The 23,159-nt window shown below is 61.9% G+C and carries 21 protein-coding genes; 10 read left to right on the top strand and 11 right to left on the bottom strand.

The annotated features are described in order from the left end of the window. Positions 1-80: 80 nt before the first annotated feature. The gene (gene mgtA / locus EH165_RS07060) at positions 81-2,705 is read left to right on the top strand and encodes a magnesium-translocating P-type ATPase (RefSeq protein ID WP_124798805.1); all 2,625 of its coding nucleotides are present in this window, start codon (positions 81-83) and stop codon (positions 2,703-2,705) included. 5 nt (positions 2,706-2,710) lie between these two features. Here the strand turns inward: mgtA and EH165_RS07055 are convergent, their stop codons facing one another. The 3 genes from EH165_RS07055 to EH165_RS07045 form a co-directional block, all read right to left on the bottom strand. Beyond that, on the bottom strand, positions 2,711-3,235 hold the full coding sequence (locus tag EH165_RS07055; protein WP_124798803.1) for an SOUL family heme-binding protein: 525 nt from the start codon (positions 3,233-3,235) through the stop codon (positions 2,711-2,713). Positions 3,236-3,393: 158 nt separating this feature from the next. Beyond that, positions 3,394-3,954: a hypothetical protein gene (locus EH165_RS07050; protein ID WP_124798801.1), complete on the bottom strand. Its 561-nt coding sequence runs from the start codon at positions 3,952-3,954 to the stop codon at positions 3,394-3,396. A 585-nt stretch (positions 3,955-4,539) separates the two neighbouring features. Then, positions 4,540-4,782: a hypothetical protein gene (locus tag EH165_RS07045; protein WP_124798799.1), complete on the bottom strand. Its 243-nt coding sequence runs from the start codon at positions 4,780-4,782 to the stop codon at positions 4,540-4,542. Positions 4,783-4,978: 196 nt separating this feature from the next. On the opposite strand from EH165_RS07045, the gene EH165_RS07040 reads away from it, so the two are divergent. The 3 genes from EH165_RS07040 (at position 4,979) to EH165_RS07030 (ending at position 8,161) form a co-directional block, all read left to right on the top strand. Next, positions 4,979-5,272, top strand: coding sequence for a hypothetical protein (locus EH165_RS07040; protein ID WP_124798797.1), 294 nt, complete (start codon positions 4,979-4,981; stop codon positions 5,270-5,272). Between the two features lie 1,099 nt (positions 5,273-6,371). Beyond that, complete coding sequence (locus EH165_RS07035) at positions 6,372-6,791, top strand: SRPBCC family protein (protein ID WP_206426153.1); 420 nt, start codon at positions 6,372-6,374, stop codon at positions 6,789-6,791. Positions 6,792-7,015: 224 nt separating this feature from the next. Further along, a complete protein-coding gene (locus EH165_RS07030) occupies positions 7,016-8,161 on the top strand; it encodes a metallophosphoesterase (RefSeq protein ID WP_124798795.1) in 1,146 nt (381 codons plus the stop codon). Between the two features lie 177 nt (positions 8,162-8,338). On the opposite strand, the gene EH165_RS16820 is transcribed toward EH165_RS07030, so the two are convergent. Continuing rightward, a complete protein-coding gene (locus EH165_RS16820) occupies positions 8,339-8,617 on the bottom strand; it encodes a hypothetical protein (protein ID WP_422392141.1) in 279 nt (92 codons plus the stop codon). On the opposite strand from EH165_RS16820, the gene EH165_RS15730 reads away from it, so the two are divergent. The 4 genes from EH165_RS15730 (at position 8,572) to EH165_RS07010 (ending at position 10,687) form a co-directional block, all read left to right on the top strand. Further along, on the top strand, positions 8,572-8,709 hold the full coding sequence (locus EH165_RS15730) for a hypothetical protein (protein ID WP_206426151.1): 138 nt from the start codon (positions 8,572-8,574) through the stop codon (positions 8,707-8,709). The two genes, EH165_RS16820 and EH165_RS15730, sit on opposite strands and share 46 nt — an antisense overlap. After that, positions 8,706-9,473 (top strand): glycerophosphodiester phosphodiesterase family protein, encoded by a 768-nt coding sequence (locus EH165_RS07020; protein WP_124798793.1) that lies wholly within the window; start codon positions 8,706-8,708, stop codon positions 9,471-9,473. Before EH165_RS15730 ends, EH165_RS07020 begins: the two co-directional genes overlap by 4 nt. Before the next feature lie 85 nt (positions 9,474-9,558). Then, entirely contained in the window at positions 9,559-10,257 is a 699-nt protein-coding gene (locus EH165_RS07015; RefSeq protein ID WP_422392140.1) for a thymidine kinase, read from the top strand. Between the two features lie 88 nt (positions 10,258-10,345). Next, complete coding sequence (locus EH165_RS07010; protein WP_124798789.1) at positions 10,346-10,687, top strand: RNA polymerase-binding protein RbpA; 342 nt, start codon at positions 10,346-10,348, stop codon at positions 10,685-10,687. A gap of 81 nt (positions 10,688-10,768) precedes the next feature. Here EH165_RS07010 and EH165_RS07005 read toward each other — a convergent pair whose 3' ends face one another. Genes EH165_RS07005 through EH165_RS06995 form a run of 3 tightly spaced genes read right to left on the bottom strand, consistent with a single transcriptional unit; the run spans position 10,769 to position 14,856 of the window. Continuing rightward, positions 10,769-11,533: a polyprenol monophosphomannose synthase gene (locus EH165_RS07005; RefSeq protein ID WP_124798787.1), complete on the bottom strand. Its 765-nt coding sequence runs from the start codon at positions 11,531-11,533 to the stop codon at positions 10,769-10,771. An 18-nt stretch (positions 11,534-11,551) separates the two neighbouring features. Continuing rightward, entirely contained in the window at positions 11,552-13,207 is a 1,656-nt protein-coding gene (gene lnt, locus EH165_RS07000; RefSeq protein WP_164479144.1) for an apolipoprotein N-acyltransferase, read from the bottom strand. A gap of 5 nt (positions 13,208-13,212) precedes the next feature. Next, on the bottom strand, positions 13,213-14,856 hold the full coding sequence (locus EH165_RS06995) for an amidohydrolase (protein WP_206426150.1): 1,644 nt from the start codon (positions 14,854-14,856) through the stop codon (positions 13,213-13,215). A gap of 82 nt (positions 14,857-14,938) precedes the next feature. On the opposite strand from EH165_RS06995, the gene EH165_RS06990 reads away from it, so the two are divergent. Continuing rightward, positions 14,939-17,374 carry an HAD-IC family P-type ATPase gene (locus EH165_RS06990; protein WP_239020752.1) on the top strand — a complete coding sequence of 812 codons (2,436 nt, stop codon included), beginning with the start codon at positions 14,939-14,941 and terminating at the stop codon, positions 17,372-17,374. Here the strand turns inward: EH165_RS06990 and EH165_RS06985 are convergent. The 3 genes from EH165_RS06985 to EH165_RS06975 are packed head-to-tail and all read right to left on the bottom strand — an operon-like array spanning position 17,371 to position 21,042. Then, a complete protein-coding gene (locus tag EH165_RS06985) occupies positions 17,371-19,455 on the bottom strand; it encodes a prolyl oligopeptidase family serine peptidase (protein WP_124798781.1) in 2,085 nt (694 codons plus the stop codon). The two genes, EH165_RS06990 and EH165_RS06985, sit on opposite strands and share 4 nt — an antisense overlap. Further along, entirely contained in the window at positions 19,455-19,916 is a 462-nt protein-coding gene (locus tag EH165_RS06980; RefSeq protein WP_124798779.1) for an Lrp/AsnC family transcriptional regulator, read from the bottom strand. Before EH165_RS06980 ends, EH165_RS06985 begins: the two co-directional genes overlap by 1 nt. Before the next feature lies 1 nt (position 19,917). After that, positions 19,918-21,042 (bottom strand): M24 family metallopeptidase, encoded by a 1,125-nt coding sequence (locus EH165_RS06975; RefSeq protein ID WP_124798777.1) that lies wholly within the window; start codon positions 21,040-21,042, stop codon positions 19,918-19,920. Positions 21,043-21,090: 48 nt separating this feature from the next. Between EH165_RS06975 and EH165_RS06970 the strand changes: the two genes are divergently transcribed. Next, positions 21,091-22,047 carry a 5'-3' exonuclease gene (locus EH165_RS06970; RefSeq protein ID WP_124798775.1) on the top strand — a complete coding sequence of 319 codons (957 nt, stop codon included), beginning with the start codon at positions 21,091-21,093 and terminating at the stop codon, positions 22,045-22,047. A 73-nt stretch (positions 22,048-22,120) separates the two neighbouring features. Here the strand turns inward: EH165_RS06970 and EH165_RS06965 are convergent, their stop codons facing one another. After that, the gene (locus EH165_RS06965; RefSeq protein ID WP_124798774.1) at positions 22,121-23,134 is read right to left on the bottom strand and encodes a DUF4333 domain-containing protein; all 1,014 of its coding nucleotides are present in this window, start codon (positions 23,132-23,134) and stop codon (positions 22,121-22,123) included. Between the last annotated feature and the right edge of the window lie 25 nt (positions 23,135-23,159).

Raw genomic sequence — 23,159 nt, 5'->3', positions numbered from 1 at the left:
GGGTCAGGTCTCCGGGTAAGGCAGGTCGGCGCGGGCCAGAGCACTACCTCGTGAATACTGCTGACTCCGAGACTCACACCGTGAAGCAGCCGGGGAAGTCACCGTCGACGGCCGGGCTCGGTGGCATCATCGAGGCCGCGGTCACCGAGAGCAGCGACGTGCTCTCCACTCTGGGAAGCACAGCAGCGGAGGGGTTGTCGACCGAAGAAGCGTTGCGTCGCGCAGACCAGTACGGCCCAAACTCAGTGTCCTCGCACAAAGCCCGACTGCTCTTAGTGCTCTGGCACCAGCTTCGTTCGCCGCTGCTGGCCCTGTTACTCACCGCAGCCACCGCGTCATATTTTGTGGGCCAGCGCAGCGACGCGGTAATTATCGGCGCGATTGTCGCGCTTTCCGTGGGACTCGGGTTCGTGAACGAATATCGCGCCGAGAAGGCTGCTGAGTCGCTGCACGACCAGATTCGACACCGGTGCACGGTTGTCCGAGACGGTCGGGCGGCCTCGATTGACGTCACAGAGTTGGTGCCGGGAGACATCGTCCGGTTGCAGTTGGGCGACATCGTGCCTGCTGACGTCCGGTTGTTGGAGGTATCAGGTTTGGCCTGCGACGAATCAATACTCACGGGGGAGTCGCTGCCGGTCGACAAACGCGTATCGGCCGTTCCTGTTGGGACAGCGCTGGCGGACCTGACTGGCTGCGCGCTGATGGGCACCGTTGTCAACGCTGGTAGCGGCCGCGCCGTGGTGGTGACGACCGGGGGGCGGACCGAGTTCGGCAAGATTGCGGCCGGGTTGAGTGGGCACCAATTAGAAACAGAATTTCAACGGGGTTTGCGCCGCTTCTCGATGCTTCTGGTCTACGTCGCGGGCACCCTGACCACGTCAATCTTCGTTCTCAATGTCGTTGTGCATAAGCCGATCATGGACGCTCTGCTGTTCTCCCTGGCTATCGCGGTGGGCATCACACCGCAGTTGTTGCCTGCTGTGGTTTCGAGCAGCCTGGCCGCAGGCTCGCGCCGGATGAGCCGTCGCAAGGTGCTCGTCAAACGGCTCGTCTGTATCGAAGATCTCGGCAACGTGGAGGTTTTGTTCACCGACAAAACTGGGACGCTGACCGCAGGCCGCGTCGACTACACCCGCAGCGTGCCAACCAGTCTCGACGATGTCGGCGTGCTGCGCTGGGGACTTCTATGCACAGAGTGCACCGTCCAGGACGGGCAAGCAGTCGGCGGCAACCCGCTCGACCGTGCGCTGAGCGTTTCCACTGCCGCGACGGCCGAGCATGCTGCGCTCACGGATTACACCCAGCTCGGGCTGCTCCCATTCGATCACGATCGCAACATGGTTTCCGTACTGGTCCGAGATGGTGCGGGCGTCCTGACGCTCGTCACAAAAGGTGCACCCGAATCAGTGCTGGATCGATGCGTCAACGTCTCCAGGGAGGCCCGCGACGCTGTGGCCGCCGAGTTTGCAGCTGGCAACCGCGTCATCGCTGTCGGTACTCGAAAACTTTCCGTGGCGAAGGATTTGGTGGTCGCTGACGAACGGGACCTCAACCTGATCGGCTATCTCATCTTTCTGGACCCACCCAAACCCGACGCTGCCGACGCGCTGCGCCGGCTGGCCTCCATCGGGATCACCGTCAAGGTGATCACGGGGGACAACCCGGCAGTTGCCATCAAGGTCTGCCATGATCTCGGGATTCCCGACGGTGCCGCGTTGACGGGCGTGCAACTCGCGGGCATGGATGACGATGCGCTGGCGGCTGCTATTCCTGCGACCACCGTCTTCGCCCGCGTAAGTCCCCAGGACAAGGCCCGGATCGTGCGTGTCCAACGTCGAAGTGGCGCCGGTGTCGCCTTCCTTGGGGACGGCGTGAATGACGCACTGGCCCTCCATGCGGCCGACGTGGGGATCTCGGTGGACTCGGCTACCGATGTCGCGAAAGACGCAGCAGATGTCATTTTGCTGGAGAAGAACCTCGATGTACTCGCCGACGGAGTAGCCGAAGGGCGCAGAATCTTCGCTAACACGATCAAATACGTGCTGATGGGGACGTCGAGTAACTTCGGCAACATGTTCTCGGCGGCAGGAGCCTCGGTATTTCTGTCGTTCCTTCCGATGCTGCCGTCCCAGATCCTGCTGAACAACCTTCTCTACGACACCAGCCAACTCGCCATCCCCACCGACCACGTCGATGAGGAACAGTTGCGCCGCCCCGCACATTGGGACATCGGCTTTATCCGCCGATTTATGATCTTTTTCGGGCCGCTCAGTTCCGTGTTCGACTTCATCACCTTTGGCGTGATGCTGTGGGTGTTCAATGCTGGTCCGGGCGAGTTCCGGTCGGGATGGTTTGTCGAATCACTTGCTACTCAAACCTTGGTGATCTTCGTCATTCGCACCAGACGTGTCCCATTTTTCCGAAGCCATCCGAGCTTGCCACTCGTTCTTGCCGCGTTCGGGGTGGTGGCAGTGGGCAGCATTCTCCCCGCGACCTCTCTGGCCAACACCCTGGGTTTTTCTCCGCTGCCACTGGCTTTTTACGCAGCTCTTGCAGCGATGGTGCTTGCCTATGTGGCATTGATCGAAGCGGGGAAGAGGATCTTTTACCGAGTCGATCGCACAGACATTCAGCGTCACGGCAAATCTGGGCGTCCCTTCCTCCGCCGTCGGGCCGCGCACTTCAGCCATGCTGCGCGGTAAATGTGTTAACCCTGCACTCGCACCAACGCTTCGTTGCGGCGCAAGAACCCTGGCATCCACGGCGGGTCGTACCGCGCGAACCACGGGTCGTCGATGGTCTCGAACCCTGACGCGGCCACTTTTTGTAAAAGCGTGTGGGCGTTCTCGGCAAACCGCGATTCGTCCGCTCCACCGCTGAATCGACGGGCGGCAACAAGCCCAGCCGGCACTGCAAGGGTTCGAACCTTTGGATCACTGGGGGCAGGAGCTGATGCCGCGTCCATATCTGCGGGCATCACAAAACTCACCGTGTGGGAGCCAGCTTCCACCCCGCCATCACCGGGATGCTGTGTGACCGGCGAAGTCATCGCGATCTTCGACTGATCGGCATTATTCCCGCTGATGTAGTTGATGAGCGGACGAAAACCCATGTTGCCGGCCTTGAAGAAATCTGCATCCACATCTACTTGAACGAGTACATGCGCGGGGTAGCGACGCACCTCGAAGTCGGGGTAGCGCTGCTCAACTTCGTACGGCTGAATTTCGGTCATCCTGCAGTGTAGGTCTGTTATGTGAGAGCCAGGCCGGAACGCGCCCCGGACTATCCGGCCCGAGCCTTGGCGGTGCGGTAGGGGAGCATTGTAGGCGTGTGTGTCCGTCTAGGACGTTCTGGCAACTAGCGGCCAATAGCTTTCGGCTGCAACCTTTTTCAGGCTTCGGGGGACTCTCTCCACAGTGACACAGACCTGTCTGCCGCGCGCGCAAGTCGACTTGCATCGATGGACTGCGCACTGCGTGGTACCCCGCCGCTCTTCCAAGAGCACCAGAATTCCACTTCTCCGGTCGTAGGCAGGGGAGTCAGCCACCAGGAGGTCCGCCAGAATGTGCCGATTTCGTGGTCGCCACCACCACCTCCGCCGTTCGGCCGCAGCGAAAGCTCTGGGGCTTCTGCGTGGTGCCGTGGCAACCCTAGTGACGAGGTGTTGCTTGCTTCCTGTCCCGCCGCACGCACACCCAACTCGAAGAGGGCATCGGTGTTTTCCTGATGTCCCCAGAAGTCAATGTCCATTTCCCCAAGCTTGTTGTTGGAGACCACGCCCGCTGCCGTCGCGACGCAGAGCTCGAATTCAAAACCTTCTGGCCACGCTCTGAACGACTCGATCCACGCAGCCACAGTGGGGCTGTTCAGCAAAACCACACGGCCGCCAATCAGACCAGGCAGCGCATTCAGATGAGGGGGAGTGAGTGTGACGTCACCGCGGGGCTCCATCTGAATATTTATCCTTTCGCCTATGCACTGAGGCTGCCGCCGCGACGGCCTCGCCCAGAAATGCCAAAATAGCTCGGCTTACCGGCAGCAGAGATTTTCAATACATTTCCAGCTTGCCACGATCTGCATTGGCTCGCAACATATCAAGAATCGAAATGATGCCACACACGTCGGTTCAGAGTGTGCGCAGGCGGGCACGGCTCGTAGGTAGTCGACAGTGCGCGGGGTGATCCGGTGAACGGCTCTATCCAGGCTGTTGTAGTTGGCCGAGATCACGCCGTTACTCAGGCCGGCCAGGAACTAGCGGCTTGCTTCCACGTCCTGCTCTGATTCGGGGCAGTCGCCGCGAATACAGCTCTGCTGCCGGCTCATGGCTTCACTTGGTCGGACTTGACTCCAGCTGTATGCCGACTCGCCTGCGAAACTTGCATCTTGATGGTCGCCTTGGTCCATCCGTTTCGCAAAGTGTTGGGGCGCAACTCATCCAAAGCGGTGTGCGGTGACGCGAGAGACGGGCCAAGGAAGCGACCACGTCAAGTGGTTTTGTGGTCCGGAAGATGATTCCTGATCAGTCGCGGATTGTCATCACAAGGAGTCAAGAATGTCAGGGACCAGGACGATCTCGACGATGTCCAGGCCAGCCATGGGCCAACCCACTGCGAGTTGAAGTGGTCGGTGGTCTGCGGGTCGGGGGAACTCGAATGTTGTTTCACTCTCGTAGGTCCCCTGGCCCCCGGTTGCGGTGCCACCGCTGGGGGCAGCGATCATCAGGACGCTGTCGTGGACAAGGCCGAAGACCGGTTGTTGACGATCGGAGAATGCGTGCATGTCGTTGTCTGACCCGCCCGTGAGTGCGAAACGATCGCGCCGCAGCTGGTCGGCGAGGGTGCCAGTCGACGTCTGCCAACTGCAGTAAAGGTTGCGCCAGCAGAATTTGGGTTGCGGTTCGATTGGTACCGGAGACCGGTCATCGGTCTGCCGCTGGAACCTATCGCACCGCCTCAGCTGCAGCCATACTGACCGTATGGCATTCCAGGACCGGTCCAAGAGCATGCGGTCGTGGTGGAAAAGGAACGGCCTGGTCGTAGCAGCCTCAATCACTGTCGTTGTCGGGTCCGTGGTTTACCTGCTCGCACCCACGCCTTTGCCTACGTTCGTTTGGACCGCCTACGCGCCACTGTCGTCGAACCCTGACTATTCCCAACCGACATATTTCACCGACCAACACCTCATTGGCGCTGTCCTTGCCGTGCTCGGCTTGATCATGCTGGCGGGCGCTGTCGGCTTCCGGCTGGGCTTGACGAAACGAGCCCCCTGACACCGATCGCCCAAGCAACAATGAGACCGTTGCCGGACCAACAGCTCAGCGACCGGTCGCCGATCCCATTGTGGACACTCACCGCAAGCTCACGTGCGACCAGGAGGCCCGGAGACTGCGCAACGATTGTGTTTAAAGATATTTCTGGTGTGAGACCTCGCGGTAGACCCTTGGTTGCTTCTGACCATGTCGGAAGTTCTCTGGGTGCGCTAGGCAAAGTCAATGCGCGAGTAATTCGGAGATGCAATACTCATGGCCTACTGGCACCTCTGCGTATCAGGTTTGGTCGTATTCCCTGCCTGCAGGGAATACGCAAGCCGAGATCAGCGTGATAGCCATCGGTCGAAGGGCGGCGGTGACCGGCCGAGCCAATGAGAAGTTTGGTATGGGCACCTGCTGGCGCAGGGGTGACTACCCATCTGTGCTGGCGCACCGGCTATCGGTCACGCGGTCATCGTCGGGAGCTCAGTCGCGATGGAGAATACACGGCCTATGTCCTTCGCCGCTGGCTGGACCTAACACGACACCGGGGGTTTAGCGCCGAGGCGGATCGTGAGCCCTGCAGGGGTGTCATCCAGGTCGTCGACGCGCAGCGCCGCGATCCGGACGACGGGTTGGTCCAGCAGCAAAACCAAGGCGCTGGCGATCCCTTAAGGCGCAATACGCGGACATCAGCTTTACATAATGCCCATTATCGGCATAATTGATATGTCCGGGGCTGGGCGGCTACCTGCGTTGCTGCATGGCATCCAGTCCCATAGCACCCAGCCTCGTGGCACCCAGTCTCGTGGCCGTCAACCAACCGATGCCGGCCGACGCACCGCTCGGGTTCTGGCAATTCGCCGTTTGCAGTGCCGCGTTCCCGGCAACGCTGGCCGCGGATACTCATCGCTAGCGGCCAATAATCACCACCTTGTCACGACGGCAGATTGGCCAGGTCTCGAACCGCCATGACCCTGCAGCCAGAGTGCTCTGCGGTAACCAACATACGGGTCCACTGCGTGAAATGATTTGCAGGGCAACGGACTTCAACCATCTCTGGAATTTCTTCCATCCCGCCACCCGATGGTAATACGTCACAGTGACGTATTAACATCGGGTGAGGGAGACTAGCCTGGATGCTGTGCGACTCACGATTACTGCCCGGGGTACGGCAAGCTCAGCGGTGGTTTGGGAGCGCTACGCCCAACCAGCCCTGTGGCCCGAGTGGTCGCCGCTTATTCAATCCGTGCAATGCTCCCATCGCCGATTGCAGACCGGTTCGACAGGGACTGTTCGCGGACCGGCAAATATCGGAATCGACTTCGTCATCGTTAATTTCGACGAGACCAATCTCAGTTGGGTGTGGGACGTGAAGGTTCCGGTGGTCGGCAGCACCCTCCGCCTGGACCACTTCGTTGGGGACGACAACGGCGCGACATCAACAAGCCTCACCATCAACGGGTGCGCGCCGTACGTCGTGGGTTACGCACCATTGGCGAAGCTTGCGCTTAACAAGCTGGTGGCCGGCCAGGCATGACCGCGCAACGGGCGTGAGCGTTGTCCGGGCCAGTAAGGCTCCGGCACTAGCACGCGACACGCCGGCTGCTCGAACTGAAGAAACGCCGTCCGAAGAGTCCTCAGTTCAATCATGCGGAAATGAATATGCACGTGTGCGAATTACTCAAGCGACCGGCTTCTCAGGCTACCTGCAGGTAACGTGACGGTGCCGGTTCCCCGGCCGATTGCTGAAAGGGTGCACAGGTGCCGCGCGGTCTCCGTTTTGTCCTTCTTCTGTGTGCGGTCATCCTCCTTCTGCACGCGCTGCCGTACTCGCTCCTGGTGCTGGCACCGGCATGGCCGGCTGGCGTCACGATCGCCCTGACGGCGTTCTTCGTCCTGGCTATGGCTGCATTCCCCCTGCTGATGATCCGGGGGCACGGGAAGCGACACCAGGACCGATGTGCGCTCATCGGCGACGCGTGGCTCGGCGTCATCTGGCAGTACTTCGTGTGGTCGATTGCGGGTTGGGCTCTGTACGGAGTGCTGGCCGCCGCGGGTCTGGATGCACCCCTACGGGGCCGGATCGCGGCTATCGCTGCCTTGGTCTGGACGAGCGGCGTTCTTCTTATCGGATTCCAACGCGCAATGCGTGTCCCTCCCGCCAAACACACTGATGTGTTCATCGACAGACTGGGGACGGGTCTGGACGGCGTGCGGTTGGTGATCGTTGCAGACACCCATTTCGGACCCATCAATCGAACGACGTGGTCTCGCGGCTTGGTTGCTGCGGTGAATGCGCTGAAGCCCGAGATCCTTGCCCACGTCGGGGATATCGCCGATGGGACGGTAGAGATGCGCCGCGAGCAGGCCGCTCCCCTATCACTCGCCGAAGCCACCCTGGCCCGTGTGTACATCACCGGCAATCACGAATACATCACGGGCGCAGCGCCCTGGATCGATCACATGACGCAGCTGGGCTGGGAAGCTCTCCACAACCGCCATATCGTGGTCAGTCGTGGCGGTCACGACCTGATCATCGCTGGCGTCGACGACCTGACGGCAGCCGGATCCGGCCAGCCTGGTCAAGGGGCAGATTTAGATTCCGCACTCCTGGGAGCTGGCGACGAAACCCCGGTCCTGCTGTTAGCGCACCAACCGAAGCAGGTACGCGAAGCCATTGCCTCGGGCGTGGACCTGCAGATCTCGGGGCATACGCACGGCGGGCAGCTATGGCCGTTCCACTATCTCGTGCGGTTGGATCAGAAATTTTTGCACGGGCTCTCTCGGCACAACTCTCGTACCCAGATGTATGTCAGCCGTGGCGCTGGATTTTGGGGGCCGCCGTTCCGGGTGTTTGCGCCCAATGAAATTTCCGTCTTGACGCTGCGTTCCGGGGCCGCACAGTAAGGGCGGCCGGGCGTCGCTTCGCCTCAAGGCGAGGGCACGGAATGGCTCCAGCTGGCCCGAAAGCCACGGTATTCACATCCGGCAATATTGCTGTGGAGCCTGGGGGATGCAGGCGCCCGACCACGTCCGACGCTACTCCCCCGCACCAGACATGGCGCCAAAAAAATCGAAGAATCTTTATCGGAGGCGCTCGGCGGCCCGCGCCGCTTCCATCATGAGACGAACCAACTCTGCAAGTTCTGCTGCGTCCGCGTTTTCCGCTACTGCGGTGCCGACATCCTCTGCAGCGCAACGCACTTGATACAACCGATCGGCGAGGCTGGACGCTTCGTCTGCTGTCAGCACAACTGCATCGGCGGGTAATTCGCCGCGCTGCAGTGCATGTCGGTTTTCGTACGACCGCTGGCGACATGATTGACCGCAGTACCTTCGTCGCCTTCCGAGACCTTCCTGCAACGGCAGTTCCCGTCCGCACCACTCGCACCGCATTGGCGCTGACATCCGCATGCCTTTACCGTAACGACGATGCGGCAGACTCGAGGACATGACGCGCTACCTCGAGGGCTCGACGCCGCGGGCATTTGCTCACCGCGGTTGGCACACGGGCACTTTCGCCGGTCTTGAGAACACCACTCCCGCGTTCGCCGAGGCGGTGGCTCAGGGCTATCGGTATCTCGAAACTGACGTGCACGTCACCGCAGACGGCAAGCTGCTGGCGTTTCACGACCACTTTCTGGATCGCGTCACAGACGCCAGCGGCCAGATAGCGGCGCTGCCTTGGGAACAGGTACGGAAGGCGAAGATCGGCGGTCGGGAGCCGATCCCGCTGTTGGAAGATCTGCTTGGCGAGTTCCCGCAAGCTCGTTTCAACATCGACCCCAAGTCCGATCGCAGTGTTGGCCCGCTGGTGGATGTACTGCGACGGACCAACTCTTCAGACAGGGTCTGCATCGGCGCCTTCTCCGACCGAAGACTGCAGAGTGTGAGAGCTGCGTTGGGGCCACGCGTCGCTACGTCGCTCGGTCCCCGCCAGGTTGCAGCGTTGGTCGGCCGGGCACGTCATCTTCCTATCCCTTTTCGGACATTCGGCGCGGTCGCAGCCCAGGTACCCGTGGGGCAAGGTCGGATCACAGTCGTGAATGACGCCTTTGTTTCGCAAGCCCACCGCCGGGGCCTCGAAGTTCATGTCTGGACGATCGACGACCCGGCACAGATGCGCCGCCTGCTCGACCTCGGCGTCGACGCCATCATGACCGACCGCCCCGATCTGCTGAAACAGGAATTGCAAGACCGCGGGGTCTGGGACAGCTAAAGTTCTGCCGGTGCCCGCAACTAGTCCGTACGCCGACCAGCCGTACGCAGACCGTCCCGCTGATGCCTTCTTAGATAACGACGGTCTGACGGTCCCCGCAGCGGGCTCGCGGCGTGGGGCCATCACCACCGGGCAGGTGAAGTACTACTACGGCCCCATGGATTGCGGGAAGTCGACACTTGCTTTACAGATGGATCACAACCATTCCCGGCAGGGCCGGCGAGGACTGCTCCTCACAAAGATGGACAGATCCCGCAAGGCACAAATCTCCTCCCGGATGGGGATCACCCGTGACGCCGTCGAGGTCGATGACGATATGGACCTGGCTGATCTCGTGCGGCAGTCCTGGGCCAGCGGTCGTCGGGTGGACTACCTGATCATCGACGAAGCCCAGTTCTTTACTCCCGAACAGGTGGAACAATTGGCGCAGCTCGCCGACGATGTCCAGGTCGACATCTACGCGTTCGGTATCGCGACCGATTTTCGCGGCAAGCTATTTCCCGCCTCCGCCCGCTGGTTTGAACTCGCTGACGAAGTGCTACCCCTCCAGGTTGAGGTGCTGTGCTGGTGCGGTCGCCCCGGCAGGTTCAACGCCCGCATCGTCGATGGCGTCGTGGTTCGGGACGGCGAAACCGTTGTCGTGGCAGACGTTCTCAGCTCCGATCCAGATCAGCCATCGGACGCCGTCACGCCATCGGTGCATTACCAAGTGCTGTGTCGCACCCACCACCGCAGCGGGGACCTAGGGCCGTCATCCGGCGAAGGAACCCTCCCACTGGCGTGAGCAGGTAGGATCGCTAGGTTGGGTGACGTTTTCGCACTGCTCAGCGTTCTTACTTTGCGCCTGAAACTCAGTACCGAAAGGAAACACTATGGCCGACCGCGTCCTGCGTGGAAGTCGTCTTGGAGCTACCAGCTACGAGGCAGACCGGAATCATGACTTGGCACCGCGCCGCTCCGCAACCTACAGGTGCCCTCGCGACCACGATTTCACCGTGCCGATGGCAGATGACGCGGAAGTGCCCGGCGTCTGGGACTGCCGGATGCATGGTCAGGAATCGAAGCTTGTTGATGGCTCGGCCCCCGAAGTCAAGAGCGTCAAGCCACCGCGTACCCATTGGGACATGCTTCTGGAGCGCCGCACCGTCGAGCAGCTCGAAGAGATCCTGAACGAGAGACTGGCTGATTTGAAGAGCCGGCGCACGGCTTCCTAACCTTTACCTCACGAAGAGGGCCGGCCCCTTACTCCAAGATTTCGGGAGTGAGGGGCCGGCCTTTGTGGTGCCTGGCAAACATTATCGCTTGAAAAGCTTGCTGACCTGTTGGACGCGGCGACGCATTCCCCAGACCGTCACCTTGAGCAACGCCTCCTGCACGATGTTGCCGCTCATTTTAGAAACCCCGATCAGCCGTTCCGTGAACGTGATCGGAACCTCCGCGACGGTGAAACCCGCCTGAATCGTGCGCCAACCCAGGTCCACCTGGAAGCAATACCCGTGCGATTCGATCGCGTCCAAGTCCAGCTTCTGCAATACCGCCGCACGGTAGGCACGGTAGCCGGCGGTGATGTCTCGGACTGCGATCCCCAACGCGAGGCGGCAGTAGAGGTTCCCCCCCTTGGAGAGAATTTCCCGACGTTTCGGCCAGTTCACGACTTGTCCGCCGGGGACATAGCGGGATCCGATCACCAGGTCCGCGTGGGCGATGGCGCCGAGCAGCCGAGGGAGTTGCTCGGGTGCGTGGGACCCATCCGCGTCCATCTCGACCAGCACGTCGTATCCAGCTGCCAGCCCCCACCGAAACCCCTCGATATAGGCGGCGCCGAGTCCATTCTTAGCCCTGCGATGCAGCACATTGATTCGGTCATCGGCCGCTGCCCGCTGGTCGGCGATGTCGCCGGTCCCGTCGGGACTGGAGTCGTCCACCACGAGCACGTCCACCGAGGGAACACTCGCGAGCAACCGATCGAGTATGAGCGGCAAATTTTCCAGCTCGTTGTAGGTCGGGATGATCACCAGCACCCTCTCGGGCGGTTCCTGCGGTGTCTGTCGGCTGCTCACAGCGAATTTTCCAGCTTTCTAGTCTGTGGCGGTTGCTCGGTGTGCCCTGGTGTTTCTACGCACCACCCAGGCACCTATCAGGGCCAGTGGTGATGCCAACATCAGCAGCCATTCAACCTCTCCGCCGATAACCGTACCCGGTGTGGTGTCAGTGCTCAGCGGAACCGACGGAGTGAGATACCCCGGGGTGAAGAGCCCGATGCTGGCTTCTACGGTGCCGTTCGGCGCAATGACGGCTGAAATTCCGCTCGTGGACACCACCAGGGCTGCCCTCCCGTGTTCGACTGCGCGAACACGGCTCATCGCCATCTGCTGCCAGGTTTCGTCGGTGTACCCGAAGGTTGCGTTGTTAGTTTGGACCACGAGTACCTGCGCCCCGCCATTCACGACGTCGCGTACCAAGCTGTCGTAGACGACTTCGAAGCAAATCACATCCCCGACGTTGACCCCCGCCATCATCAAATTACCTACGGTCTCCCCCGGTAGGAACTCGTTCTGCAGCAGGTCGACTTTGTCGGAGAAGATGCGGAAAAACGACCGGTACGGCATGTACTCGCCGAAAGGGACCGGATGTCTTTTGGTGTACGTCTGGCCCGGCCCGGTGACCGGATCCCAGACGATCCCCATGTTGTAGTTGCGTCTGGGTTCGGTAGACCCGACCACGGCGCCCACCAGAATGGGGACCCCAATGTCGGCGGCGGCATCGGAGATGACCTTCGAAGCATCCGGATTGACGAATGGATCAATATCAGAGGAATTTTCTGGCCAAATCACCAATGTAGGTTTCGGCGACGTCCCGGCTCTTACCGCATCAGCAAGCTGGTGGGTTTGCAGCGCATGATTGTCCAGGACCGCCCGACGCTGTGAATTGAAATCCAACCCGGCACGCGGCACATTGCCCTGGATAATTGCGATCCTCTCGTGGGGGTCGGCAACAGGATTATGGACCGTGACAAGTCCGAGAACGCCGACGCCGAACGCGAGGATGACCGAAGAAACGGGGGCAAGAAGGGTCTTCGGCTGGAGCTCATTCCATCGTTGCCAGATGCGGTGCACGATTAATCGACGTCCGAGCTCGGCTACTGAAAAACCTGCCAGCGGGACGAGGAAACCCATCCCGGCCGATCCAATAAGCGACGCCGCGGGCAGAAGCGGCCCGTCCACTTGAGTGAAAGCGATTGCGCCCCAGGGGAAACCACCAAAAGGAAAGTGCCCACGCAGAAACTCCCCCGCCATCCATGCAGTAGCCCCCCAGACCGGCCAGAACGGTAAACGACGGCTGGTGACGGCGATCAGTGCGCCAGCAGGTATCACCAGCAGCGCCTCCATGAGGGCCAACCCCAACCAGGGCACATCACCGACGTACGTGCCGGCCCAGGTCAGCAACGGCAGGTAGAAAGCCGCACCCGCCAGGAACGAGAGGCCAAGAGCGGGCCTGATCCTGCGCCCGTAGAGGCACGCGCCGATGACTGCGAAACCCAGGATGGGTAACCACCACAGGTCGTGTGGTGCGCTGCCGAAATACAAACCAGCGCCCCCAACGATTGAGCCGAGGATCCGCAGTCCGCCTAGTCCGCGCAGCGAACGCCAGCGGAGATAGCTACGGCGACCAGCTTCTTGCCGACGCTGGGCTTTCGGATCGGCAACGTGCAGGTCAGTTGTTTCAGAAGCCACGGCGTTTAGAGTAACTGCGATTCGGCAGCCCCAGATTCGAGCAAACCCGAGCCGTCGAACGTGACCTTGCCGGCTGAAATAGTGGCAACACAGGAGGGCAGATCATTTCCGGGCATCAGATCGGGAAGGAGTGGAACCCTTGACTTCGGGTCGGTAGACCAACGCGATAGTTTTTCCGCAGAAACAGGTCGCACCAACTCCCCTGCTTGCCAGATCGCAATGTCTGCGGGCGCGCCGACGCTGATGGTTCCTACTCCCCTCTCGACCCGGCCAGCGGCGCGGTGGGCGCCGCGGGTATGCGCGGTGAATGCGCCTCGGGAGGATAAGCCGAAGCCCGGGGTGCGGTGGTGCACCGCGGCCTGCACCGCGGCCCATGGATCCGCGGGCGTCACCGGAGCATCCGAGCCAAGAGCCAAGGTCACGCCGGCCGAGGCCAGCGCCGCGAATGGGTTCATCCTTCCGGCCCGCTCGCCTCCCAGCCGCTGCGAGTACATGCCCGCTTCGCCGCCCCACAGAGCGTCGAAGAGCGGCTGCACACTGGCGACGGTCCCGGTGGCGGCAAATGTAGCGATCGCCTCAGGGCCGACCATCTCCGCGTGCTCAATACGCGGTGTTACGGCGGCCAAAGCGACGGACCCGTTGGGGCCCAACCGCTCTGCGGCGCGGCGCAATCCAGCGGCCACAGCGTCAACAGCATCGTCGCCGATCGCGTGGAAACCCGGCTGGATCCCGGCCAAAGCGCACGCCACCAAGTGTTCGGTAATAGCGTCATCGCCCAGATACCGGTTGCCGCGGCTGGCGGCATCCAAGTAGGGGGCACACAAAGAAGCCGTCGTGGAACCGATCGCCCCGTCTACAGAAAGGTCGCCGGCCAGCGCGTGCGCTCCCGATTGCAGCAGCAGCTCGCGCGCCTCCTGCGGATCTGTGACAGCGGCCGCAAGGTAGCCGCGAACGGCCACGGGGACATTCGCCATGGAGAGCAGGCCGCGCAGTTCCGAGAGTGACCGCGGATCCGGAAAGCCGCATTCGTGCACCTCGACAATTCCGTGCCGCGCGCAGTGGTCCAAGAACGCGCGTTGCGCATCGCCGCATTGTTCGACGGGCATCGCGGCCCGAGCGAGGTCCCTGGCCGCTAAGTTACTGATCTGCGTCAACGGACCGTCGCCGCTAAAGCCGACGGCGCTCGGATCCAGTTGGCGGTGTACCCGCGAGGACACCAGCGCCGAGTGCACATCCACCCTCGCGAAATAGGCGACCCGGTCACCCACGACGGCGTCGATTTCGGCCAACGTCGGCCAACGTTTCTCTGGCCAGCCGCTTTCGTCCCAGCCATGCCCCCAAATGACGGCTGCGGGGTGCGCTTTGGCGTACCCGCGGATGTGGTCCAGGCACTGGGGCAGAGACTGCGCAGCCGATAGGTCAAGCCCGGTCAACGCCAGGCCCGCGTCAGCGCTGTGGACATGCGAATCAATGAAGGCCGGGGCGACGAACAGCCCGCCGAGGTCGACGGTCCGATCTATGTGGCCGGCTTGTTCGATGCCGTGTTCGGCGCCGATCCAGCTGATCACCCCGTCGGTAATGGCGATGGCGGTAGCGGCAGGGTCGTAGGCGGTGTGGATACGTCCGCCGCGGAGCAGTGTGGTGGTCACCCTTCTAGTTGAGCACACACAGCGGTGAAACGAATCTGTGTGTTGCGCAACGCCCATCACGTCGATCTGGCACGATAAGCCAGTGACAACACTTGCTGCCAGCCACGACGAACTCGACAAACCTCGCACCGAGGACGGACTCACTAGCGCCCAAGTTCAACAACGGGTGGAACGCGGCTTCGTCAATGCGACTGACCGGACCTCCACCCGCAGCGTGTGGCAGATCATCAAAGTCAACGTTCTCACCCGTTTCAATGCCATCCTCGGCGCGCTCTTCGTTCTCGTACTTGCAGCGGGAAGCCCGGTCGACGGCCTTTTTGGCGTGGCACTCATCTTTAACTCGGCTATCGGGATCGTCCAAGAGGTCTCTGCCAAGCGAAAACTTGACCGATTGGCCTTGCTGAACTCACCGACGACGAGAGTAATCCGCGAGGGCGAGCTGTCTACCATCGCCACAGGCGATGTGGTTCGCGATGACCTCATTGAGCTGCGGACGGGCGACCAAGTTCCCTCCGACGGCACCTTGATTTACACGTCCGGTCTTGAGATCGACGAATCGAATCTCACCGGTGAATCCGACGCGGTGCCCAAGGCTATCGGCGACGAGGTGCTCTCCGGCACCACCGTGGTGGCGGGGGCCGGCCGGTTCCACGCAGCCGCAGTGGGCGCCGATGCCTACGCGAACAAAATTGCCTCCGAGGCCCGCAAGTTCAAAAAGACCCGGTCCGAAATCCAGGAGTCCATCAACACACTTCTGAAATACATCACCTGGGTGATCGTGATCGCACTACCGCTGCAGATCTGGTCGCAGTGGCGAACTCTCGGCCAGGGGCGCCCGTTCGGCGATGTGTGGCAAGAAGTGATGATCCGGTCCGCGGCCGGGCTCGTGGGTTTGGTGCCGGAGGGCCTCGTTCTGTTGACCTCCGTAGCGTTCCTTCTTGCTGCGGTGACGTTGACCAAACAGCAGGTGCTGGTTCAGGAGCTGCCAGCTGTGGAGGGCTTGGCCCGAGTCGACGTGGTCTGCCTGGATAAGACGGGAACGCTGACCGTTGGCGACATCGTCTACGAGGACATCGTGCACCTGGCTCCGCCCGAAGATGACGAATTCACTTTCCAGGCCCTCGGCGCGATATCCGACGATCCCAATGCCAACGCCACACTGTCGGCCATTGCGGCAAAGCTTGACCCTCCCAAGGGCTGGGTGCGCACTGAAACGATCGCCTTCAACTCGGCCCGCAAGTGGTCGGCGGCATCCTTCGAGGGCAAGGGAAGCTGGGTGATCGGTGCCCCAGACATGCTTCTTACCTCCGACGACGAGGAGAATCGCCAGAAGGTCCAAGAGATTGCCGCCACCGGCCGGCGTGTGCTGATCTTGGCGCACAGCGAGAATCCCCTCAACGGACAGGAACTCCCGCAGAATCTTCGCTGGATGGCTCTCGTGGTTCTTGGCGAACAGGTTCGTCCCGACGCCGCCGAAACGCTCAAGTTCTTCGCCGACCAGGGGGTGCTCATCAAGGTGATCTCGGGCGACAACCCCACCACCGTGGCAGCTATCGCGCGCCGCGTGGGTCTCACGGTTGACGAACCGGTGGACGCCCGCACGATCGGCGAGACAGCGGAGGAGTTGCGCGAGATTGCCGAGAAGACAGTCGTTTTCGGAAGGGTCTCCCCGCAGCAGAAGCGGGCCCTCGTTCAAGCCCTGCAACTCAACGGGCACGTCGTCGCCATGACGGGCGACGGGGTCAACGACGCACTTGCTTTAAAGGATGCCGATATCGGTGTTGCCATGGGGAACGGCGCGCAAGCGACGAAAGCCGTAGCGCAGCTGGTGCTTTTGGACGGCAAGTTTTCTCACCTACCAAATGTGCTCGCCGAGGGACGCCGGGTGATCGGCAACGTAGAGCGGGTAGCCAACTTATTCGTCGCCAAGAACGTGATGAGCCTGATCGCCATTGTTTCCGCGGCCATCCTCTTCCTGCCCTTCCCGTTCCTCCCCCGCCACCTGACGCTGGTTTCCACTGTCACCATCGGGGTTCCCGCTTTCTTCCTGGCGCTGGGTCCGAACCGGAGCCGCTACGTCCCTGGTTTTCTCAAGCGGGTGCTCCGCTTTGCCGTTCCCGCGGGCGTGGTGGCTGGTCTGGCCGTCATTGTGTCCTACCTGATCACCCACAACTCTGTCGGCGCCAGCTACGACGCGCAATGCAACGCCGTGGTTGGAAAAGGCGACACGGTGGCTCAAATCTGCCAACAGCCCGGCACCGTCGCAACACTGGCTCTGATGATCGTGTTCTTCTGGATTCTGGTGGTGTTAGCGAGGCCGTTCGCACTGTGGAAGGCCGCGTTGATTTCGGTGATGGCTCTGATCGCTGTTGGTGCATTCGCCCTGCCTCTGGGGCGAAGTGTTTTTGACTTCGACATGACGAGCTCGCAGCTGATGTGGGCCGTCGTGGTGGGAGCAGCGGGAGCGGCCCTTATCGAGTTGATCTACCGGACCTCCAAAGACCACCGCAACGCCTAGAGGTGGGGCTCTAGTCCCGTGTGCTCGGCGGCGAAGGCTAGCTGATCGGCGTACTCCGCCGCCAGCGCATGCGCTGGCTTGCCCGCGCCATGGCCAGCGCGAGTGTCAATGCGCAGTAACACCGGGCTATCCCCGGACTGGCAGAACTGGAGCTGGGCGCCGAATTTCAACGAGTGCGCCGGTACCACCCTGTCGTCATGGTCGCCCGTGCAAATCAGCGTTGCCGGGTAGTGCCTCCCAGTCCGGAGTTGATGCAAGGGCGAATAGGCGTGTAAATATGCGAACTCTTCAGCTACCTCGGGGTCTCCGTAGTCGGAGGTCCACGCCCAACCGATGGTGAAGAGATGGAATCGCAGCATGTCCAGCACCCCCACGGTGGGTAGGGCCGCGGCGAAGAGGTCCGGTCGTTGCACGATCATCGCGCCTACCAGGAGACCGCCGTTGGACCTGCCGTGCACCGCCAGCTGGTGCGCGCCGGTGACGCCCTCGGCGATGAGGAACTCCGCGCATGCGATCGCGTCGTCGAAGACCCGCTGCTTATGTTCCTTCATCCCGTCCTGATGCCACGCGGCGCCGAATTCGCCGCCACCGCGCAGGTTTGCTACCGCGAGCACGCCCCCGGCCTGCACCCAAGACGCAAACATCGCTGAGTACGCGGGCAGCACCGGAATATCGAACCCGCCATAGCCGTAGAGCAAGGTGGGCCGAGGGCCGGGCGGAAGATCCGAGCGCCTCAACACCGTCATCGGTACCTCGGTGCCATCGCTGGAGACAGCGTGCACTCGGCTTGCGACTGCATCGAGCACGGGTGCTCCGGCGGGCGCCGGGAGGTGGGTTAACTCCGCACATCCGCCCCCGATTACCAATCGGTGGCTCCGCAAAGAGCGGGTGAAGCTCGTGCTGGTGACAAAGCATTCCGCTTGCCCAGGCTGGCCAGTCACTGCCGCTATGCTTACCGGCTCGTCGATGGGGATGCAGCCGTGCGAGAAACCGTGCAGGTCAAAGAGTTCCAGCCGGTGCGCGGCATCATGAGACCACACCACCAGGATGCCGTCTGCGACCCGGTGCGCGGAGACCAACACGTCCCTCTCGTGTTCGGGGATTAATTCGAAGAGGTCCTCTGGCTCCTGCAAATCAAGTTTCACGAGCCGTCCGCGTTCGGCGCCCGCTTCTGTGCGCAGCAACAAGATGTCGCCTTCTGCTTCGACGATCGTGTGGGCATCGGCCAGTTCGTCAATGACGCAGACCAATTCACCGGTGGGCCTGAGCATGCCCGCTTTGTCGGGCCCGATCCGTAACGCGCTGATTAAAGTCCGAGAGTCAGTACCGGGCGCCTGGGTCAGCAGTAACCAGCGTCCGTCGGAACTGACATGGGGAGCCACCATCCACTCCTGCTCCGGCGGCGACCAGATCACCGGATCGATTTCGACCGCAGTTCCCAGCCTATGCATCTTCAAGACTCCAGCACCCATGGCAGCCGTCAACTCGGCGCCAGGAATCGGGGCCCTGTAGCTCCAGTACACAAAGCCAGAGCTGTCGGGTAGCCATTCGGGAACCGTCCATTTGCACCATCGAATGACGTCGGGGAGCATTTCGCCCGTGCTCACCCGCTGTACGTGCAGTGACACCCAATCGCTGCCCGCTTCGGCCAGCGCATACCCCAAAAGTCCCCCGTTCGGCGAGACCTGCATGCCTGCAAGGGCAATCGTGCCGTCGGCGGCGAGAGTGTTGGGGTCCAGCAGCACTCGGCCGCCCGCCAACAGTTCTGGCAGGGATTTCGCCGTGAGCACGCGGTCCTGCTCCAGATCACCGGGATTGGCTGTCACGAAGTAGTTTTCGCCGCGTTTGAAGGGAACACCGAAACGTGGGGCCGTCAAGGCCGCCGTTGCCGACGCAAGGAATCTGCCTCGAACCGGTAGAGCAGCGAGATACGGTGCGGAGAGCGCGTTCTGCGCGTCTACGAACGCGAGAGTCTCAGCATCCTGGGTGTTCTCCAGATACCGATAGGGATCTTCGACTCTCACACCGTGCAGGATGTCGCTGACGTCGCTACGCCGCGCGGCCGGATATTCCCAGGTCATCAGGTGATCTTGGTGAAGGCAACAATCGGCGGGCGGTCCTCGAACGGTGTCGACAGCACAACCGTGGTCCGAGTGGAAACGTTTGCGGTAGCTCGGATCTCGGCTAACAACGCTTCGAGTGCAGACGGCGATACCACCCGAACCTTCAGGATGTAGGACTCGACCCCAGCCACCGAGTGGCATGCCTCAATCTGCTTGAGATGCAGGAGTCTGCTGGGGTAATCATCCGGGGCCGCGGGGTCGATCGGAGTGAGTGAAACGAACGCGGTCAGCGCAAGCCCCACCTGTTCCCCGCCGATCCGCGCGGCATACCCACGAATGACGCCGCGCTGTTCGAGTCGTCGAACCCGTTGGTGCACAGCAGATACAGACAATCCCACGCGCTCCGCGAGATCGGTATACGAGCAGCGACCGTCTTCGGCTAGCTCCGCGGTGATGCGTGCATCGAGCTCTTCGAGCATGTCAGCCCACCACCGTCAGGGCAGTGGGGCAGTTATTCATCAACTGGACTCCGTTCTCGGTAATCACCACAATGTCTTCAATGCGGACGCCGAACCTGCCGGGCAGATAGATTCCCGGCTCTATCGAAAAGGCCATACCCACCTCCAGTTCTCGCTTGTTGCCAGCGACCATGTACGGCTCCTCATGTACCTCGAGGCCGATACCGTGACCCGTCCTGGTGATAAAGAATTCGCCGTAGCCCGCCTTTTCAATCACCGAGCGCGAGGCTTCGTCGATCGACTCCGCGGTGACGCCCACCCTGGCGGCAGCAACACCCGCAGCCTGCGCCTGCTTGACGATCTCGTACACAGCGGCAAAGTCTGGATCCGGGTCACCCGCTACTTGATACGTGCGGGTGCAGTCGGAAAAATAGCCAGTCGTCATCGGGCCACCGATATCGATCACCACAGCGTCCCCGGGTTGCACCACGCGATCCGAGGCATCATGGTGTGGGCTGGCACCATTCGGTCCCGATCCGACGATGACGAAATCAGGCCGGTCGTGGCCTTCTGCGACGATGGCCGCCGCGATATCGGCGGCGACCTGGTTCTCCGTGCGGCCAGGCCTTAGCCATTCGCCAATCCGCCGGTGCACCCGGTCAATCGCCGCTCCTGCTTCGGAGAGCGCGGCTACTTCCGTGTGGTCCTTGCGCATTCTGAGCTCCGCGATCATCGGCCCCGCGAGCACGAGCTCGGATCCGCCAGCTGCCGCACGTAGATTCAGTGCGTGCAGTGCTGGCATATGGTCACCTACGGCAATAACGGCGGGCTGCTGCGGTAACAGCGCCATCAGCGCGCCATAGGGGTTGACCCCGTCTGTCCATGTGGTGATCGCCAGATCAAGTTGTTCCGCACTCGTCCCCGCCCACCCAAGCCGCTCTAACGTAGGTAGAAATAGCTGGGCTGGTCCGGCAGCGGGCACAATCAAGCAGCTCAGCCGCTCGTGCGAAGCCACCGAGTGCCCGATCAGGTACTCCAGGTCCGCACCCGGCGAGATGAGAGCCACGTCAGCGCCCGCAGCAGCAAGCAGGCGGGCCAATGTGGTCAATCGCCGGCTGAAATGGTCGGCGTCATGATGATGATCCATGCGCCGACCTTACCCACCCGCCCCAGCAGTATCAGCTACGGTGCAGTGATGTTGCAGCTATTGGATTTGGCCGGGATTTACTATCGCGCGTACTACGCCCTTCCCGCTTCACTGAAGTCGCCCGGCGGAATGTCGATCAATGCCATCCGGGGATCACTGGACATCATGACGCGAGTGTTAGCTGACGCCAAAGCAGACAAGTTGGTGGCCTGCCTGGACCTGGACTGGCGGCCCGCTTTTCGCGTCGCCGCCATCCCCTCCTACAAGGCGCATCGGGTGTTACCCGCTGCGCCCCCCACCGACGGTGGACCCGAAGAGGTAGCTCCCGATGGCCCCGAAGAGGTGCCGGATGATTTGAGCCCCCAGGTGCCCGTCCTGCTTGAGGTACTTGCGGCGATCGGCATCACCGTCGCTGGCGCTCCGGGGTTTGAGGCCGACGACGTAATTGGCACCCTGGTCCACCAACGCACCGAGGAAGTTGAAGTCGTCACTGGCGACAGGGACCTCTACCAAGTCGCGGTCGACGGCGAGAACCGTTGCCGAGTAAGGTATATCGGAGCGGGTATGAGTAAAGTGCAGTTGCTCGGCGCCGGGGAAGTCGCAAGTAAGCACGGTATTCCGGTGGGCCGCTACGCTGACTTCGCAGCGCTTCGCGGCGACCCGTCAGACGGGCTGCCGGGTGTCCCCGGGATTGGCGACAAGACCGCCGCCGCGTTGGTGTCGCAATTCGGGTCTCTCGAGGATCTGGCACAGGCGGCCGAGGATCCGACATCGGCGATGCCGCCTGCCCAGCGCCGAAAGCTCATAGCTGCGCGAGACTACTTGGCGGTAGCGGGGACTGTGGTGCGGGTCGCCACTGGCGCATCCATCATCTTTGATCCGGAGGGGGATCCGACGTTGCCGACCGAACCGGTTGACGCAACTCGCCTACGCGAACTTGTTGCCCAGTATGGGATTTCGGCTCCGGTCAACCGGCTTGTTGCCTATCTGGCGACTCGGAGTTGACTGTGGGCTCCTACAACAAACGCCGCGCATCCGAGGTTTCGGATGCGCGGCGGGAGCTGGTGTTTGGCGCGGGTCAGCGCGGCAAACCGACGGTGTAGTTGCCCTTTTCGGCATCCACCTTCGGGTCGCCGGTTACGGTGATGGTGATCAGTTTTTTGGATCCATCTGCGTATTTGACATCGCAGTCAAAGGTCGTCCCCTTGTCGATGGACTTCCCTGCGGGGCAATTGATTTCGCTGACGCCCTCTTCTCCATAGCCGCCACTGGTCACCGGCTTGGTGATGATGGCAAGCGAGTCCTTGGCGACAGCGTTGGCGTCAAATACGGTCTTGTTCAACACCCCCGGCTTGACGAACAGGATAAAAGCCGCTCCTGCAAGCACCAGGACCGCAACCAAAATTCCCACGATCAGACCCGTGTTGCTCTTCTTTGGCTGCTGACTTGCGGGAGCGCCCGCTGGCTGCCCGTAGGCGGGCTGCCCGTAGGGCGTGGCTTGCGCGTAGGGCTGGCCAGCTTGACCATAGGCAGGCGCCTGGTTCTGACCGTAAGCACTCTGCTGTCCGTAGGCGTTTGGCTGGCCGAAAGCGCTGGGTGCGCCTGGTTGTGCGTAGCCGGCCTGGCCATAGGCGGCCTGCCCCGGAGCGCCTTGGCTGTAGCCGGCTTGGCCGTAATCGGTCGGCGCTGCGGAGGCACCGTACCCAGCTTGGCTTGCGCCGCCTTGCCCATAGCCGGCTTGTCCGTATCCGCCCTGGCCATAGTCGATCGGCGCGGCAGGCTGGCCATAGCCGGACTGCTGGCCATAGCCTTGCTGATTCGGATCGTGGACGGGTTGTCCGTACTGCTGGGCCGCCTGGGGACCAGTGGGCTGGACTGCCGTTTGCGGGTACTGAGCCGGGTCGTAGGAGGGTGGCTGCTGGCCCCACCCTTGTTGATCGGGAGCAACGTGGCCATACCCGGGCACTGGCTGCGCACCCGACGGTGGCCCTGCTGGGTTCTGGCCATACTGCGGCTGCCCTGAGCCGGGCCATTGCGCCCCGGCTGGATCCTGATTGCCGTTGGATTGACCCGAATCATTAGGCGTACTCATCAGCGCCTCCCTCACATTATGTTGA

It is taken from the genome of Nakamurella antarctica, assembly GCF_003860405.1.
Taxonomy (GTDB): Bacteria; Actinomycetota; Actinomycetes; order Mycobacteriales; family Nakamurellaceae; genus Nakamurella; species Nakamurella antarctica.
This window is presented reverse-complemented; position numbering and strand designations above follow the sequence as displayed.